General features: G+C 70.3%; 16 protein-coding genes and 1 tRNA gene. 14 read left to right on the forward strand and 3 right to left on the reverse strand.

All coding sequences use genetic code 11. The features are described from left to right. Nucleotides 1–123 precede the first annotated feature (123 nt). Nucleotides 124–912, forward strand: coding sequence for an NUDIX domain-containing protein (locus B5557_RS18065; protein ID WP_079660446.1), 789 nt, complete (start codon nt 124–126; stop codon nt 910–912). Here the strand turns inward: B5557_RS18065 and B5557_RS18070 are convergent. Next, nucleotides 896–2,026, reverse strand: a complete 1,131-nt coding sequence (locus B5557_RS18070; protein ID WP_173877698.1) for a helix-turn-helix transcriptional regulator — start codon at nt 2,024–2,026, stop codon at nt 896–898. The two genes, B5557_RS18065 and B5557_RS18070, sit on opposite strands and share 17 nt — an antisense overlap. A gap of 1,047 nt (nt 2,027–3,073) precedes the next feature. On the opposite strand from B5557_RS18070, the gene B5557_RS18075 reads away from it, so the two are divergent. The 11 genes from B5557_RS18075 (at nt 3,074) to B5557_RS18130 (ending at nt 13,578) form a co-directional block, all read left to right on the forward strand. Beyond that, nucleotides 3,074–3,337 carry a DUF6284 family protein gene (locus B5557_RS18075; RefSeq protein ID WP_079660447.1) on the forward strand — a complete coding sequence of 88 codons (264 nt, stop codon included), beginning with the start codon at nt 3,074–3,076 and terminating at the stop codon, nt 3,335–3,337. Then, a complete protein-coding gene (locus B5557_RS18080; RefSeq protein ID WP_079660448.1) occupies nt 3,334–3,672 on the forward strand; it encodes a hypothetical protein in 339 nt (112 codons plus the stop codon). The genes B5557_RS18075 and B5557_RS18080 overlap by 4 nt, the downstream gene beginning before the upstream one ends. Next, the gene (locus B5557_RS18085; RefSeq protein ID WP_079660449.1) at nt 3,669–4,550 is read left to right on the forward strand and encodes a DUF2637 domain-containing protein; all 882 of its coding nucleotides are present in this window, start codon (nt 3,669–3,671) and stop codon (nt 4,548–4,550) included. Before B5557_RS18080 ends, B5557_RS18085 begins: the two co-directional genes overlap by 4 nt. After that, nucleotides 4,550–4,933 (forward strand): RRQRL motif-containing zinc-binding protein, encoded by a 384-nt coding sequence (locus B5557_RS18090; RefSeq protein WP_079660450.1) that lies wholly within the window; start codon nt 4,550–4,552, stop codon nt 4,931–4,933. The genes B5557_RS18085 and B5557_RS18090 overlap by 1 nt, the downstream gene beginning before the upstream one ends. 81 nt (nt 4,934–5,014) lie before the next feature. Continuing rightward, nucleotides 5,015–6,565, forward strand: coding sequence for a hypothetical protein (locus B5557_RS44245; RefSeq protein ID WP_079660451.1), 1,551 nt, complete (start codon nt 5,015–5,017; stop codon nt 6,563–6,565). 2 nt (nt 6,566–6,567) lie between these two features. After that, nucleotides 6,568–8,706: a hypothetical protein gene (locus B5557_RS18100; protein ID WP_079660452.1), complete on the forward strand. Its 2,139-nt coding sequence runs from the start codon at nt 6,568–6,570 to the stop codon at nt 8,704–8,706. A 233-nt stretch (nt 8,707–8,939) separates the two neighbouring features. Then, nucleotides 8,940–9,251 carry a hypothetical protein gene (locus B5557_RS18105; protein ID WP_079660453.1) on the forward strand — a complete coding sequence of 104 codons (312 nt, stop codon included), beginning with the start codon at nt 8,940–8,942 and terminating at the stop codon, nt 9,249–9,251. Nucleotides 9,252–9,339: 88 nt separating this feature from the next. Beyond that, complete coding sequence (locus B5557_RS18110) at nt 9,340–10,251, forward strand: bifunctional DNA primase/polymerase (RefSeq protein ID WP_079660454.1); 912 nt, start codon at nt 9,340–9,342, stop codon at nt 10,249–10,251. A 340-nt stretch (nt 10,252–10,591) separates the two neighbouring features. Beyond that, the gene (locus tag B5557_RS18120; RefSeq protein WP_079660455.1) at nt 10,592–11,824 is read left to right on the forward strand and encodes a DUF3631 domain-containing protein; all 1,233 of its coding nucleotides are present in this window, start codon (nt 10,592–10,594) and stop codon (nt 11,822–11,824) included. Between the two features lie 183 nt (nt 11,825–12,007). After that, on the forward strand, nt 12,008–12,217 hold the full coding sequence (locus B5557_RS43735; RefSeq protein ID WP_231976386.1) for a helix-turn-helix transcriptional regulator: 210 nt from the start codon (nt 12,008–12,010) through the stop codon (nt 12,215–12,217). Further along, nucleotides 12,214–13,578 carry a tyrosine-type recombinase/integrase gene (locus B5557_RS18130; RefSeq protein WP_079660456.1) on the forward strand — a complete coding sequence of 455 codons (1,365 nt, stop codon included), beginning with the start codon at nt 12,214–12,216 and terminating at the stop codon, nt 13,576–13,578. The genes B5557_RS43735 and B5557_RS18130 overlap by 4 nt, the downstream gene beginning before the upstream one ends. 155 nt (nt 13,579–13,733) lie before the next feature. On the opposite strand, the gene B5557_RS18135 is transcribed toward B5557_RS18130, so the two are convergent. Next, a tRNA-Tyr gene (locus B5557_RS18135) sits at nt 13,734–13,815 on the reverse strand. A gap of 236 nt (nt 13,816–14,051) precedes the next feature. Between B5557_RS18135 and B5557_RS18140 the strand changes: the two genes are divergently transcribed. Further along, nucleotides 14,052–14,540, forward strand: a complete 489-nt coding sequence (locus tag B5557_RS18140; protein ID WP_079660457.1) for a YajQ family cyclic di-GMP-binding protein — start codon at nt 14,052–14,054, stop codon at nt 14,538–14,540. A 76-nt stretch (nt 14,541–14,616) separates the two neighbouring features. On the opposite strand, the gene B5557_RS18145 is transcribed toward B5557_RS18140, so the two are convergent. Beyond that, a complete protein-coding gene (locus B5557_RS18145) occupies nt 14,617–14,883 on the reverse strand; it encodes a GlsB/YeaQ/YmgE family stress response membrane protein (RefSeq protein WP_079660458.1) in 267 nt (88 codons plus the stop codon). A 194-nt stretch (nt 14,884–15,077) separates the two neighbouring features. On the opposite strand from B5557_RS18145, the gene B5557_RS18150 reads away from it, so the two are divergent. Then, nucleotides 15,078–16,364, forward strand: a complete 1,287-nt coding sequence (locus B5557_RS18150; RefSeq protein WP_079660459.1) for an APC family permease — start codon at nt 15,078–15,080, stop codon at nt 16,362–16,364. The last annotated feature ends 1 nt before the right edge of the window (nt 16,365 follow it).

The following is a 16,365-nucleotide window of genomic DNA, read 5'->3' on the forward strand; positions in this document are numbered from 1 at the left end:
CTGACCTGCGCGTCTGGTTCTGGTCGTCAGGAGCGGGAGGCATGCGCGGAACGACCGGAGGAAGCGTGCCCCCCTGGCCGCTACGCTGGTACGCACCACGGCAGAACGGAGAGTGTTCCGCGCATGGGCCCGAAGACGACCAAGGTCTACGAGACGCTTCGAGAACGGCTCGCCTCAGGCAAGTACGCCCCCGGTACCAAGTTCCCGTCGGAACGCACCCTGACTGAAGAACTCAGCATCGGCCGGACGGCGCTGCGCCAGGTGCTGGCCCGTCTCGTCTCAGAGGGGGCGTTGGAGGTTCGCGGACGGAGTTCGTACCGGGTGCCGGGAGGGGTGAGCGTGAAGACCCCGGAGGGCGTGGAACCGTGGCGCATCCACGGCGAGCGCAACCTCTACGACAACCGCTGGGTCAAGCTTCAGATGTGGGATGTAGAGCCACCTGGGGTTGAACGCTTCGAACATCACGTGGTGAAGCTGCACCACGTCGCCATCACGGCCGTGGTCGACGACCAAGACCGCGTACTGATGATGTGGCGGTACCGCTTCGTCCCTCAGCAATTCGGCTGGGAGCTCCCCGGCGGCATCGTGGACGAAGGGGAAGATGCGGCGGAGACCGCACTCCGGGAAGTCGTCGAGGAGACCGGTTGGCGACCGAGGTCACTGGAGCACGTCGTCACCTATCAGCCGATGATCGGCATGGTCGACTCGCCACACGAGATCTTCGTGGGCTACGGGGCTGATCAGGTCGGCACCCCGACAGACCTCGAAGAAGCCGGCCACATCGAGTGGGTTCCGCTGGCCGACATACCGGGGCTCATGGCTCGCGGTGAGCTGATGGGCTCCGGGACTCTGGTCGCCCTGCTCCACATCCTTGCGAACCACGGCAAGCGGGGAGTCACAGCCGCGCAGTGAGCATGTCCACCCGCCGGCGCTGCCGCACCGAACTGGTGCGGCTCGCCAGCAGTCGCGCCTCCCTCAGATGGGTGCGCGCGTCGTCGTACTCGGCTCGCGCCAGGTGGGCTTGAGCCAGATCGGTATGAAGCCCGGCTCGCGCCCGCACGAAGGTGGGGTCTGCCACCTCAAGCGCGCCGTAGAGACTGCCGACCGCGTCACCGTCCCCCAACAGGGCGAGCACGTTGCCTCGCCACCGAGCCAGGTGCGCGCCGTTCAGGAAGATGCTCCGCATGTCCGGGTCACGGTCCTCCGTCCCCGGCGGGATGCTCTCCATAGCTGCATCAAGGGCACGCCGACAGTCCTCGGGCATCCCCGCGCGGGCGCACAGCTCCGCTTCTGCGCCGAACAGCCACGCCCGGAGGCGCGGCGAGCCGTCTCCGCCAAGGACGCGTTGGGCATCACGGACCAGGTCGACACCCAACGCGGGACGACCCGCCTCGCACAGCACGTAGGCCTGTTCCGCCATGGCGTGAGCGAGGTACATCGGAGCTTCAGCGTCGCGCGCCGCCCGCTTCGCCAACTCGTAGTTCCTCCAGGCTCGTTCGACCGCTCCTGAATCGATTGCCTGCCAGGCCGCCATGGTCGACGCACCCGCGAGCGCAAGGGCGATCGGGCGACGCGCGCCCGGCAGTACCGCGAAGTTGAGCGCGTCTTCGAGTGCTGCGAGATGCCCCGTCACCTGGTCCACAAGGCTTGCGGCACCGCGCTCGCGGTCCATCGTGCGGAGCAACTCCGTCTGAGCTTCAAAGGCTTGCACCATGGATCCGCTGACACTGCTGGCTGAATCGATCCTGCTCAGCAACTCGTCATAGCCGTCCGCCACAGGCAGGGCGACCTCGGATACACCGCCCCTCAGCTCAGCGTCCGTGACCCCCAGAAGGTTGCGCAGGATGCCCGCATAGCGGTCCGAGATGGTGCGCTTGCCGTTCTCCCACTCCGACACATAGACCCGCAAACTCGCGGTCGCCGCAACGTCGGTGACGTGCCGTCGGGCGTACTGCTCGATCTCGCGAACCAGTCGCTCCTGAGACCAGCCTCGCGCCGTTCGCGCGCTTCGAAGTCCTGTGCTCACTAACCACCGTCCGGCGATAGCTCCATAACCCCACCATCCCAGCATGCCTCACGTTGTTGCAGGTCAACAGGGGTTAACAGGACGGAAGTTAAGCCCTGTTGGCTACCGAGACCCCTGCCTCGAACTGTCTCCTTGAGTTGCACCGCGAGGACGGATCGCCACCCAAATCAGCGAACCACCTTGACTCTGGTGCGCACCAGATGCCAACCTTCTGGTGCGCACCAGAAGACGGGATTACATCCCGTTCGCGGTGCGTAAGGCCCCGCCGGACCTGCCTACACGCGGTTCGAGCGGCAGGGGAGGCGTGAAAAGTCCGGCGCCTTCACGGATCGATCGGTGTCATCGGCTAAGCCGCTGGTCTGACCCTCGGGCGTAGAGCCCAGGGACCGGATCACGGGGACCCCGGTGGTTGGGCTGCACCCGGCCCATGACACCCGTGAGGGAGGGAGTCCACTCAGCGAGTCTGCGACTGAGTGGCCGCGGTGACCACGCGCCGGCCAAGCGAAGGAGCGTAAGGCGCGCACGGAACCGCGGACGACAGTGACGGGCTTTCCCGTCACTCGTCATGCGGGCAGGGCGCCGGCTGTTGCGTCGGTGGCCTGCCCGTTTGATGAGGAATCGGAGCGGTCCCCCGGGTTGCCCCCCGAGGGACCGCGTACAGGCACCTGATGTGGAGGCACCTGTGTTCACCAGTCTGACAGACGCGGAACGGGCCGAACTGGCCCGGAAGAACGCCGAAGCGAACAAGCGCAGCCAGGACAACGCCCGTGGCAGGGGCGGCCGTTGATGGCCGGCTCCGAGCACGACAAGACGAAGGACCCGCTACCGCAGCGCCCCCGCGGCCCGCACCCGTACCTGTGGTGACCTGCCGCTGATCGATCCGCCCCGATGGTCGCAACGCCGGGTTCGACTCCCGGCGGGGGCGCTCTGGCCGCTGTTCTTTGCGGCCGTGCCGCGCAACGCGCGCGGCTTTCCCACGGCGCGCGGCTCCCGGGATGCACCCCGGGAGCCGCTTCGGGCCGTTCCACCTGAGAGGAACACGACCCAATGAAGCACATCGTCACTGTTCAGGACGCTGTTACGGCGTTCGCCGACTGGATGGAGCCGACGGGCGCGGAGCTGGACGCGATCGAGGCCGAAATGCCGGTCATCGTCGCGGACATCGAGCTGATGGACGCCTACATCGTCACCCTCGACCGCACCCCGACCGAGGTGGACACGCGTCGGCTGCGGCGGGCCCGCCGCCGGGCCCTGGCCGCGCGGCTGGAGCTGACCCACCTGTCGGCCACGGCTGCGGGGGTGAGCGCGTGAGTGCCGAGATCCTCACCCTGGACGGCCTGGCCGTGTCGCTGCGCGTGTTGCGGCTGCTGGCCGTGGACTTCGGGCACCTGCCCGCGCCGCACATTGACGTGTCGACCGTCTACCCCGACCGGCTGTCGCTGCGGTTCCACGACGACTGGTCCGGCTTCGAGGCGTGGCGGGACGCTCTGGGCATCGCCCCGGACGACGTGGTCTACCGGGAGCAGGGCGACGGCAGCACGCACGTGCTGAAGGCGTCCGTCGACTACGCCGGCGCGCTGCTGGAGCTGACCGGCTTCGGCGACGTCGACACCCCGGCGCCGGCCGTGGCGGGGGGTGCTGCGTGAACCGCTTCGGGAAGACGCTGCTGGTGCTGGCGCTGGTCGCGGTGGTCGCGATGGCGTTCCGCGTCTCGTGGAACGCGCTGCGGGACGTGGCCCGGGTGGTCGGTGCGGATGCGACCGCGGCGACGCTGTACCCGTTCGTCGTCGACGGCCTGATGGCCCTGGCCCTGGTCGCGACGCTGGTCCTGACCGACCAGCGCGACAAGCGGTTCGCGCTGCGCGTCCTGGCCGTCTACACCCTGGCCTCCCTGGTCCTGAACTACGTTCACGGCCTGGTCCCGGAGCTGCACGGCCACGCCGTGGATTGGGGACGGCTCGCGGACTGGGACCCTGCGAACTGGGCCCTGGTCCTGCTGGCCACGTCGCTGCCGGTCGGCTCGATCTACTTCGGTTCCGACCTGGTCGCCAAGGTGCTGCACCACCGCCCCGCACCCGCGGGCGAGCCGGCGGACGGGCACCGTACGGACGCATCCGCACACCTCCCGCACACCCCCGCCCCGCTCACGCCGGACCTCCCGCACGCTGAGCTAACCAGCCCGCCGCAGCCGACCGCGGAGCCGGTATCCGTGCAGGTGGACGAGGGTGCGGATGGTGTGCGGACGCCGGATCCGCACACCCCGCACGCCGTCCGCACACCCGAACTGAGCGAGGACGAAGAAGCCGCCCGACAGGCGCAGTTCGAGGATGCGGAGTTGGAGCGGATGCGGCAGGACGCACGCCGTACGTACGCCGAATCCGCACAGGCCGCACGCCCCCTCAGCGCGCGTGCGCTGGCTGAGGCGTACGGCATGAGCGAGTCGTGGGCGCGCAAGCAGATCCTCGCCGTGCGGGAAGCCGAGAGCTCCGAGCGGCCCCATCTCGTGGCCGTGGGCGGTGAGTGATGCCGACCGCCTACAGCCGCTGCTTCGACCCCAACGGCGCCCGCTACGGGATTACGACCTACCCGTGGCGCATGGCCCCGGACGGCTACGCCACCCGCCGTCAGCTCCGTGCCCGCGGGTTACGGCCGGGCGGGCAGCCGGTCGCCGCTCAGCTCATGGTGGTCAACCGCCGGTACGACACTCCCCGTGTCGCCTATCTCTACCGGGTGGAGCTGGCCAAGCCGGTCCGGCCGATGACGTCCCGCAAGTGGGGCGCTCTCGCGCTGGCCATGCTCGCCCGGCGCACCTGCCCGCGCTGCCAGTTGGACGTGGGCTACTGCATCCCCCGCTCGTACGGCATCTGCGGCCTGTGCCTGGCCACCGAGGAACAGCGCGCCGCCTGAAACCCACACGTCAGCAGGCCCGACCGGCAACTTTCCACGGCTTCCGGTCGGGCCCTACTCCCCTTGAGGAGTGCGTTCAGCATGACGGAAGTCAGCATCGAACCGGTAGCCGTTGACACGGCCACCACCCCGTCGCCGCGCCCGCCGGCGCCTCCCGCGCCGTCCCCGGCCGCGGCTGAGGTGGACCACACGCCGGGCGGGTGGCCGGTCGTGCCGCTCGCCCTGTCCGGAGCGAACACGACCGTGGGCATGGTCGCCGCGGCCTCCCTGGCCGGCGGCCCGATCGCCGCGGCCGTCGCCGCGACCGGCGCTGTCGTCCTCTCAGTGGCCGCCGCCACCCGCAACCGCAAGGCAGATCCGCGCCGCGAGGCACGCAAGACCGCCGCCCGCGCCGCAGGCCGTAGTGCCGCAGCGCGCGCTGCAGGCCGCGGCGCGGGGGCCCGCGCGGGCCGCTCGGCTTCCGGGGCGGGACGGCCGTCTGGCCAGTCCCGCCCCGGAAGCGCCCGCACCCCCCGCCCCGGAACGGCGGGCGCCAAGGCCGGCCGGACCGCGGCCGGCTCCCCGAAGAACCCGCACCGCCCCCACGGCGGCACCGTGTTGGGCGCCAAGGCTGCGGGCCGTGCCGGGCAGGTGCGGGCGCTGCGGGCGGCGCAGAAGACCGCGGGCGGGTCGAGGGCCGACCGCAGGGCTCAGACCACGGCCGCGCGCCGCGCGGTCGCCGACACCCGCCGCACCCCCAACACCCGCCCCAACAAGCACGGTTCGAGTGCCCGCCGCAGCGCGGCCGGCCGCCTGCTCGGCACTGCGGCCGGCAAGACGCGGGCCGTGCAGAAAGCGGCGATCGCCAAGCACCGTGCCAAGCGGGACGCCAAGACCGCCGGGCAAGTCGCCGCGCAGCGCGCCGCGGTCCGTAAGGCCCCCGCCCGCAGGGCGGCACGTAAGGCGCTGCGCCGCTCCGCAGCACGCTTCCAGGGCCGCCGGCTGCTGGCCTCCCTGCTCGCTCTGCCCCTGGGCCTGCTCGGACTGATCAGCACCCCGATCGGACGCAAGTTCGATATCCCGTGGCTGATGTACCCGGGCCGCCGCCTGTTCTGGGCCATGGTCCGTCCCGCCGCGCAGCAGCGCGCCGAACGCGATGCGGACATCCGCGCCGAACTCGCCAAGGCGGAGGCCGCCGCGGACGCGCAGGCCGCAAAGGACGGTGCCGAGGGCGTCGCGGACCACGTCAAGCGGCCCGCCGGCCGCGTTCCGACCAGCACGAACACCGATGTGAGCGAAGGAGAGCACGTGTCCGGATTCCGGTTCGAAGAGGCCGCCGCGGAGATGGAGCAGGCCGCCAACGCCTACGACCCCGACCACGCCATGGAGATCCTCGCCATGGTCGAGGGACTCCCGGCCGCACTGACGTCTGTGGCGAACGTGATGAAGATCCTCGCGGAGCGCTCCGACTCGGAGTTCCCGCTGGAGAAGGAAGTCGCGGACGGCTTCAACGACATCTTCGGCGCGCTGATGAGCGCCGTGGCGGTCGCTGAGGACATGGGCCCGCTGTTCCGGCAGGCGCACGAGCAGGACATCGCCCGCCACGAGGACCCCCGCAACGGCACCGAGGCCGAGAAGGGCTGGAACGTCTAACCATGAGCAGCACCGCCACCGCCAAGAAGCAGAACGTCAGCAGTGGTCCGGTGCTGGACTGGGCGGCCGGTCACGGACCCGTGACCGGCGCCCTGTCCGCCACCACCGGAGCATTCGCCGTCGCCGCCACCGGCGCCGCAACCGCCATGCCCCCGGGTTGGGCGCTCGCCGTGGGCGCGGCCGGCGCGCTCGGTCACACCGTGGCCGGGCTGCGGGTGCGCAACGCCGGCCGCACCCTTGCTGCCCGCGCCGCGTCCTGGCTGGTCGGCGCCGGGTGGACCACCTGGGCCATGACGCACGGCCCGCTGACGTGGGCCGCGCTCGGTTCGCTCGCCGCGGTCGGTGTCGGGATCGGGGCCGCGGCCCGCTCCACCGCCCTGTTCGAGGAAGCGCGCGAGGAAGAGGCGCTCGCCGCGGCGGAACGCCAGGTCGCCGCGGAGCTGTCCGCGGCGCGGCGGGCGATCGCCGCGGAATGGGCCGACCGCATCCAGCGCGTCTGCTCGATCACCGTGCGGGTGGTCGGGGTCGAGATGTGGGAGACCGGGGCCGGGTTCTCGCTGGATGCGGAGCTCCCGGCCGGCGGGGCGACCTATCAGAAGATCGCAGCCGAGTCGGGCCGCCTGTCGGCGGATGCGCGTCTGCCGCACGGCTGCACGGTCGCCGCCTCCCCCGGCATCGACCAGGGGCGGGTCATCGTCGACGTGACCACGGTCAACGTCCTGGCGGAAGAGCGCACCTACCCCGCCGACTACACGCCGTTGTCGCTCCTGTCCGGGATCCCGTGGGGCTACCGCACGAACGCGGAAGACATTCTCGTCTACCTGCGGGAGCAGTGCGCGCTGGTGGTCGGGCCGACCGGGTCGGGCAAGACGAACATGGTCCACACGATCCTGGCCGGCTTCGCCCGCACCGTGGACGTCCTCACCTGGGTGATCGACCTCAACGCCGGCTCCGCCGGCCTGCCGTGGGTGCGGCCCGCCCTGAACGGTCAGCTCAGCCGCGCGGACGGCAAGCCCGTGCGGCCCGGGGTGGACTGGCTCGCCGGGACCTACGACGAAGCCCTCACCATGCTCGACGCCGCGGTGAGGATCGCCAAGCACCGCAAGACCGCCTATCAGGACCTGCTCGCCAAAGCCAACACGGACCTGCTGCCGGTCAGTTCGCAGATTCCTCAGATCATGCTGGTCGTCGACGAGGGCGCGGAGATCCTGGTCAGCACCGACCGGCAGATGCGCAAACTCGGAGAGAAGATCCTGGAGGTCATCCGGATCGCCCGCGCGATGGGCGTGCGCACCGTCCTGACCGCCCTGGGTGCCACCGGGTCGGTGCTGGGCAACCTGATGATCCGCCGTGAGGGCAAAGTGCGCGTCGCTCTCACCGGGGGTGAGACCGAGGGCATGGACCTGTCGAAGATGTTCCCCGGGGCCCGCGGGCTGCGCGTCGACCAGGCCCAGTTCAAGGGCGCCGGGTTCATGGCCACCCCGGAATCCCCGGCCGCTCTGTTCAAGGCGTGGCGGATCCTCCCCAACCAGATCCGGGAGATCACCGCCGCCACCTCCGAGCTGCATCCCACCCTCGATGCGGTCTCCGCGAAGGCGGCCGGACCCGCGTATGCCCGCCGGTGGGACACCGAGCGCACCGCATGGATGGGAGACCAGCCCGACACCGACACCGACGGCGACACCGCCACCGGTTCGGGTTCGGCCGGGGGCGGGTTGAACCTGTCCGCGCTGCGGGGCGAGCAGGCCGCGCCGGTGTCGGCTGAGGACGAACTCGCCCGCCGCTTCCGCGAGCAGATCGACGCGGAGTTCGGCACGGCCACCGACCCGCACACCCCCGACCCGGGTCCGCCCGCCGCGGCTGCGGGAGGGCTGAGTCTGTCGGCGCTGCGGGGCGAGCAGGGGCAGGACAGTCCCGCGCAGCGCGCCGCGCTCGCCCTGCTGCTCGCCGCCGGCACGGAGGGAACCGGGGCGTCAGCGATCGCCCGCGCCCTCGGCGACGAGTACCGCACGACCCGTCAGACGGTCGTCGGCTGGCTCAAGGAATGGGTCACCGACGGCACCGCGGTACGCGTCGGGGAGGGCACCAAAGCCCGCTACGTCCACCACCGGCACGCCCCCGACCAGCCCCCGCAGGACTGATCACTTGTCGCTTGTCGCCCCACCGAAACACATGCCGCCTCTGGTGCCTCTGAGGGGCCGGAAACGGGCTTTGACCTGGGAGGCGACAAGCGACAAGACAAGCGACAAGACAAGACAGGCGACAAGCCGCACGACAAGCGAGACGACAAGCCACGCGACAAGCACCCACCCACCCGACGGGCCCGCGCCGCACCACTGCGCGGGCCCGCGGCACACCCCCGAGGGGAGCACCGATGAACCAGCCCAACCCGCCCGGCACCATCGCCCCGCACATCCCCGCCGACGTCTACCAGCGCGCACAGGCCACCGGTCAGCCGGTCGTCATCGTCGTCAACGACGCCCGTCCTCCCGGCACCGAGTGGCGGCGCCTGCTGCTGCCGTTCGCGATCGCGGGCGCGACCGTCGCCGGCGGCTGGGGACTGGTCGCCGCCCTCTGCTTCCTCATGGACGCCGCCGCCCACACCTTCACCGTCATCGCCGGCGCCGCCGGACCCATCGGCGTCGGCGGCATCACGTTGAAGCTCTTCCGCACCAACAACCACTAGCTACGCCAAGGGCGGCCCCCCTCTCGCCAAAGACCGGGGCCGCCCTTGCCCAACCCGCCCTCAACAGACCTGTTGGAGGTTTCCCAGCATGACCCAACCCACCGACATCCGGCGACTGCTCTCCTGGGCGTTGGAAGCCGCACGGCGGGACTGGCCCGTCATCCCCCTGCGCCCGCGGGACAAGCGCCCGGCCGGCCACGCCGAAAAGCACTGCCCCGGAACCGGCCGCTGCACCGACGGGCACAAGACCCCCGAGGAACGTGCCACCACCGATCACGCCCTGCTCACCGCGGCATGGACGCAACACCCCTACAACGTCGGCATCGCGACGGGACCCGCAGGGCTGCTGGTAGTCGACCTGGACACGCTCAAACCGAATGAGCCGAAAGGAACGCCTGACGGCGTCGCCAACTTCTCTGCGCTCAACGAGCGCGCCGGGCAGACCGCACCTGCCACCTACCGGGTGCGGACCGCGCGAGGTGGTGAACACCTGTACTTCACCCAACCGCCCGCCGCTCGCCTGCACAACACCGCCGGACGGCTCGCCAAGAAGATCGACACCCGAGGCTGGGGCGGCTACGTCGTCGCCGCCGGAAGCACCACCCCCGACGGCACGTACACCGTCCTGGACGATCGCCCGCCCGCCGTCCTGCCCGACTGGCTGCACGACGCTCTGAAACCTCCTCAGCGCCCCCCACGCGCCCCCACGGTGCCGTTCACCACCCGCGCGAGCGGCTACGCCGCGGCAGCGCTGCGCGGGGAGGTCGACAACGTCGCCCACGCCGCGGACGGCACCCGCAACGCCACACTCCTGCGGGCCGCACGCGCCCTCGGCCGGCTGATCGCGTCCGGCGACCTCAGCCGCGGGGAGGTCGAGGAGGCTCTTAGTAGGGCGGCAGCGGGCAACGCCACACAATCCCAGCGTTACTACGACGACGTCATCACCCGCGGTCTGGACTGGTCGATTGCCCGCAACGCGGCCGGCAGGCGGACGGCATGAGCAATCCCCCGCCTACTAAGAGCCTCACCAGCCACCGCCGGGCGCAGGACGCTCCACCGCCTGAGGACACGGTTGCCGTGGGCGTAACGAAGGTCGCCGCCCGCAAGGGCGTCCCTTCAGCTCTTCGGCCCGACCCGCACCGCGGCGACGGCCGGTACCCCATCGCGTGGCTGCACATCAACGCCCCGCGCGGTGCCGTCCCGACCGCCACGTCGACATGCGCGTGCGGCCGGGACCGCAGCGCCGTCGGCCGTGACCACGTCCTCGCCCTGATCGAATCCCACACCGCTCACCGAGACCTCTGCCCGCTCCGGAGCTCCCAGGAAGGGAGGGCCGCCGCATGACCAGCACGCCCATCACCGGCACCGCACTGCTCGACGAAGTGGAGGCATTCCACCGCCGCTTCAACGTCTTCCCCACCGAGTCGGCCTACGTCGCCGTGACCCTGTGGGACGCCCACGCGCACCTGATCGACTGCTTCGAGACCACACCCCGGATCGCCTTCCTGTCCCCGGAGCCTGGGTCGGGGAAGTCCCGCGCGCTGGAGATCGTGGAACTCCTCACGCCCCGACCGGTCGCCACCGTGTCCGCGTCCGCGAACGCCCTGTACCGGCTGGTCGACTCCGCCGAAGGACTGCCCACCGTCCTGTTCGACGAGGTCGACACCATCTTCGGCCCCAAAGCCGGCGCCGATGAAGCCCTGCGCGGGTTCCTGAACGCCGGCTACCGGCGCATCGGCGGCGCTCTGCGCTGCGTAGGCGACGGCTCGAACCAGAACGCGCAGGTCTTCGGCTCGTACTGCGCCGTGGCAATGGCTGGGCTCGGTTCCCTGCCCGACACCGTGCTGACCCGCTCCGTCATCATCCGCATGCGCAAGCGCGCCCCGAACGAGAAGGTGGAGCCCTACCGACAGCGCATCCACGACAAGCAGGGGCACGCCCTGCGCGAGCGGCTCGCCAAGTGGGCCGACGCCGTCCGCGACCAGGTCGCCGAAGCCTGGCCCGAAATGCCCGAGGGCGTCACCGACCGACCCGCCGACGTGTGGGAACCCCTGCTCGCCGTCGCCGACGCCGCCGGCGGCGACTGGCCCGCCCGCGCCCGCGCCGCCTGCCTGGAACTGATCAGCGCAGCCCACGACAACGACGAAGCCTCGCTCGGGGTCCGGCTGCTCACCGACCTGCGCGACAAGGTGTTCTGCGGAGCCGACCGCATGCCAACCGCCGCGATCATCGAGTGCCTGCTTCGCATGGACGACGCGCCGTGGGGCGACCTGGACGACAAGCCGATCAACTCCCGCGCGCTCGGACGGCTGCTCGGGCAGTACGTCACCCCGAGCAACAAGCCGATCAAGTCGCGCGGCATCCGCACCCCGTCCGGGTTCCCCAAGGGCTACTACGCGGACGACCTCGCGGACGCCTGGACCCGGTACTGTCCCCCGCCCCCCGGAGAATCCGCCACGTCCGCCACGTCCGCCACACCGCAGGTCAACGGGGGTGAATCCGTGGCGGATACCGCCACGGCGATCCGCCACACGTCCGCGGAAACCGCCACACAGCCCACCCTCACCGGCTGACCGGCCCGAAGCCACCAATGCCGCCGCACCCGCCGGGTGTGGCGGCACCTATCCGCCACAAAACCGCTATCCGCCACACGATCAACGCCCTGACCTGCGATGTGGCGGCGTGGCGGACGTGGCGGATTACCCAGAAGGGGGGCCGAAGCGTCCCCCTCCTTCTGCCTCAAGGAGATCTCTGGCATGGCCACCCCTGCCCGTCGCCGCCGCTCTCCCGTAGACGAGTGGCTGCCGCTCACCGACGTTCTCACCGAACTCAACATCACCCGCGCCACCTGGTACCGCTGGCGCGACCGCGGACTCGGTCCCGAGGCGAAGCTCACGCCCACCGGTCGCGTGCGCGTGCGCCGCAGTGTCCTGGACGCCTTCATGAACGAAATGGATGCCGCGTGACCGAGTGGAGCTACACCGTCAAGATCTGGGCCATCCGGAAGCGCGAATACCGGAACCCCTACCAACTCCGCTGGAAGGTGGGCAACCGCCCCCACTCGGAGACGTTCCAAACGCTGGGCCTGGCGGAGAGTCGCCGGGCCCAGTTCATCACTGCCTCCCGCGAGGGTGAACCATTCGACGTCGACAGCGGATTGCCAAAGTCCATGGTCGCGAAGAAGCGGGACATCTCGTGGTACGAGCACGCCCGGAACTACATAGAGATGAAGTGGGACGACTCCCCCGCGTCGACCCGCCGCACGCTGGCCGAAGCCATGGCGACCGTGACGCCCACCTTCGTGCAGGACACCAAGGGCATGCCGGACCCCAGAGTCGTCCGGTCGGCGCTCTATGGCTGGGCCTTCAACAAGAACCGTTGGGATGAGGAGCCCCCCGCCGAGGTGGCCAAGGTGCTGGACTGGTTCAAGCGCAAGTCGCTCCCCACGTCTTCGCTCTCTGACCTGGTTCTCGTACGGACCAGCCTTCGAGCGATCTCCAGGAAGCTGGACGGCAAGACCGCCGCTCCGGGGACGATCAGCCGGAAGCGCGCGATCTTCTACAACTCCCTTGAGTACGCGGTGGAGGCCGAACTCCTCACCGACAACCCGCTCACCCGCATCAAGTGGAAAGCTCCGGAGCAGGTGGTAGAGGAGGTGGATCCGGCCTGCGCGCCCAACCCTGAACAAGCCGCCAAGTTGCTGGTCGCCGTACGGGACCAGAGTCCGCGCGGCCGTCGACTCGTGGCGTTCTTCGGCTGCATGTACTACGCCGCAGCCCGGCCGGCGGAAGTCATCGGGCTACTGCTCAAGGACTGCGATCTACCGCGCCGTGGGTGGGGCACGCTCCGACTCCGAGAGACCCGCCCCCGGTCGGGCGCAGCCTGGACGGACAGCGGAGAGGCACACGACCGGCGGGGGCTGAAGCACCGACCGCGCAAGGCTGTCCGGCCCGTTCCGATCCCGCCGGAATTGGTCGCCCTCCTCCGCTGGCACATCACCGCGTACGGCACCGCTCCGGATGGTCGGGTCTTCCAGACCATGCGCGGTGGGTTGGTCCAGGACACCGGATACGGCGAGGTCTGGGCTGAGGCCCGCACCCGCGCCCTCACCCCGTCAGAGTTCGAGTCGACATTGGCTAAGCGTCCATATGATCTTCGCCACGCTGCGGTATCCACCTGGCTCAGTTCCGGGGTGGAACCTCAGCTCGTAGCGGAGCGCGCCGGCCACAGTGTGGCTGTGCTCTTCCGGGTGTACGCGAAGTTCCTGAAGGACGGTGACGACGCAGCCAACGCCAAGATCTCCGCGCGGTTGGAGCAACGCGGGTGAGGGGCTGAAAATCCCGTCCACGCCCCGTCCACACACCCCGAGATAGGGCGTTCGAACGCGAGACAGTGTGAGACAGTGCGCCGCTCACCATGGGGCCATGACGAAGGGCCCGTGACCTGCTGCGTTAGCAGGTCACGGGCCCTTCGTTCTCAGCGTGGCGGCGCCAGGATTCGAACCTGGGAAGGCTGAGCCGGCAGATTTACAGTCTGCTCCCTTTGGCCGCTCGGGCACACCGCCGGGGTTGCTGCCCATTCGAACCGCTTTTCGGCGGTGCTCCCTGGCAACGACGTAAACGATACCTGATGCACCGGGGTGCTTCGCCACCTGATTCCTCGCTGCCCGGGGCGAGCGGGGTGGCTAGGCTTGTCCGGATGCGGCCCGGGATCACGCCGGGCTCGGCGGTCATCCCCACGTACGCCGATACCCGCCCGACACGCACTCCGATACAACCCCGATACAAGGAGCCACAGGACATGGCCGACTCCAGTTTCGACATCGTCTCGAAGGTCGAGCGGCAGGAGGTCGACAACGCCCTCAACCAGGCCGCCAAGGAGATCTCGCAGCGCTACGACTTCAAGGGCGTCGGTGCCTCGATCTCGTGGTCCGGTGACAAGATCCTCATGGAGGCGAACTCCGAGGACCGGGTGAACGCTGTCCTCGACGTCTTCCAGTCCAAGCTGATCAAGCGCGGTATCTCGCTCAAGGCGCTGGACGCGGGCGAGCCCCAACTCTCCGGCAAGGAGTACAAGCTCTTCGCGGAGATCAAGGAGGGCATCTCCCAGGAGAACGCGAAGAAGGTTGCGAAGCTCATCCGCGACGAGGGTCCCAAGGGTGTGAAGGCCCAGGTGCAGGGCGAGGAACTGCGCGTCAGCTCCAAGAGCCGCGATGACCTGCAGACCGTCATCACCCTTCTCAAGGGCCAGGACTTCGACTTCGCGCTTCAGTTCGTGAACTACCGGTAGGCGGCCGGGTGGGCGCCCGTCGGGTGCCCACCCTTGTGGTCCTCCCGACCGCCGACAGGACTGCTCCGGGTTGAGTTCAGTCGCGCGAGTTGCCGAACAGCAGGCGGTAGACGATCAGGAGCACGAGCGAACCGCCGATCGCCGCGGCCCAGGTGGCGCCGTCGTAGAAGTCCTTGGTGATGGGGTGGTCCAGCCAGCGGGCCGATATCCAGCCGCCGATGAACGCGCCCGCGATGCCGATGAGGGTCGTACCGATGAAGCCGCCCGGGTCACGGCCAGGCAGCAGGACCTTGGCGATGACTCCGGCCAACAGCCCGAGGATGATCCAGCTGATGATGCTCATGTCCTGAACCTGCCCTTCCGTGCTGTGCCCGTGCTGTCCGGGCACTGTGATGTCGCTCGCTCCGGACGGGCCGTGCTCGTCTCGCCGTGCCCCACGCCACCCGCCTGCTTCGTCGCACGCGGGTTCGTGCCGTGTTGATGTGGACGACGCCACGACGGAACCCGGTGGTTCCGTCGATCAGTAGGGTGCGGCACATGACTCAGTCCGGATCGCCCACGGGTTCGCCTGCCGGTTCGGCCGCCGGTTCGGCCGCCGAGCTGCGGCGGACACTGGGCGTCGGCGACGCCGTGGTCATCGGGCTCGGCTCGATGATCGGTGCCGGCGTCTTCGCCGCCCTCGCTCCCGCCGCTCACGCGGCGGGTTCCGGCCTGCTTCTCTCACTCGCGCTCGCCGCAGTGGTCGCCTACTGCAACGCCATGTCGTCGGCGCGACTCGCCGCCCTGTATCCGGCCTCGGGCGGCACCTATGTGTACGGGCGCGAGCGGCTCGGCGCCTTCTGGGGGTATCTGGCTGGTTGGTCGTTCGTGGTCGGGAAGACGGCCTCCTGTGCGGCGATGGCGCTGACGGTCGGGGCGTACGTCTGGCCGGGGCAGGCGCACGCGGTGGCGGTCGGGGCAGTGGTGGCGCTGACCGCGGTGAACTACGGCGGCATCCAGAAGTCGGCCTGGCTGACGCGGGCGATCGTGGCGGTGGTCCTGGCGGTCCTCGCTTCCGTGGTGGTCGTGTGTCTGTCGTCCGGCGCCGCCGACGCCGGACGACTGGACATCGGGTTCTCCGGGGGCGTCGCGGGGGTGCTGCAGGCCGGCGGCCTGCTGTTCTTCGCCTTCGCCGGGTACGCGCGCATCGCGACCCTCGGCGAGGAGGTGCGGGACCCCGCGCGCACCATCCCCCGCGCGATCCCGTTGGCCCTGGGGATCACGCTGGCCGTGTATGCGTGTGTGGCGGTCGCTGTCCTTGCCGTGCTGGGAGTGGACGGCCTCGGACGGGCCGGTGCGCCGCTGGCCGACGCGGTGCGGGCGGCGGGAGTGCCCGGGCTGGTGCCGGTGGTGCGGGTCGGGGCGGCCGTGGCCGCGCTGGGCTCACTGCTCGCCCTCATCCTGGGCGTCTCGCGCACGACGCTGGCGATGGCGAGGGACGGGCACCTGCCCGGCGCCCTGTCGGCCGTCCATCCGCGCTTCCAAGTGCCACACCGGGCCGAACTCGCCGTGGGCACGGTGGTCGCGGTCCTGGCCGCCACGGTGGATGTCCGGGGCGCTATCGGGTTCTCCTCCTTCGGTGTGCTGGCGTACTACGCGGTGGCCAACGCGTCGGCCTGGACGCTGGATTCGGCCCCCACCAGGCGGGTGCTGCCCGCCGTGGGGCTCCTGGGCTGCACGGTCCTCGCATTCGCACTGCCGGGGACTTCGGTGGTCGTGGGTACGGGGGTGCTGACTGTGGGCGTGCTCGCGTACGGGGTACGGCGGCGGGCGGGCGCGCGATAGC

Origin of the sequence: Streptomyces sp. 3214.6 (genome assembly GCF_900129855.1) — a bacterium.
Taxonomy (GTDB): Bacteria; Actinomycetota; Actinomycetes; order Streptomycetales; family Streptomycetaceae; genus Streptomyces; species Streptomyces soliscabiei.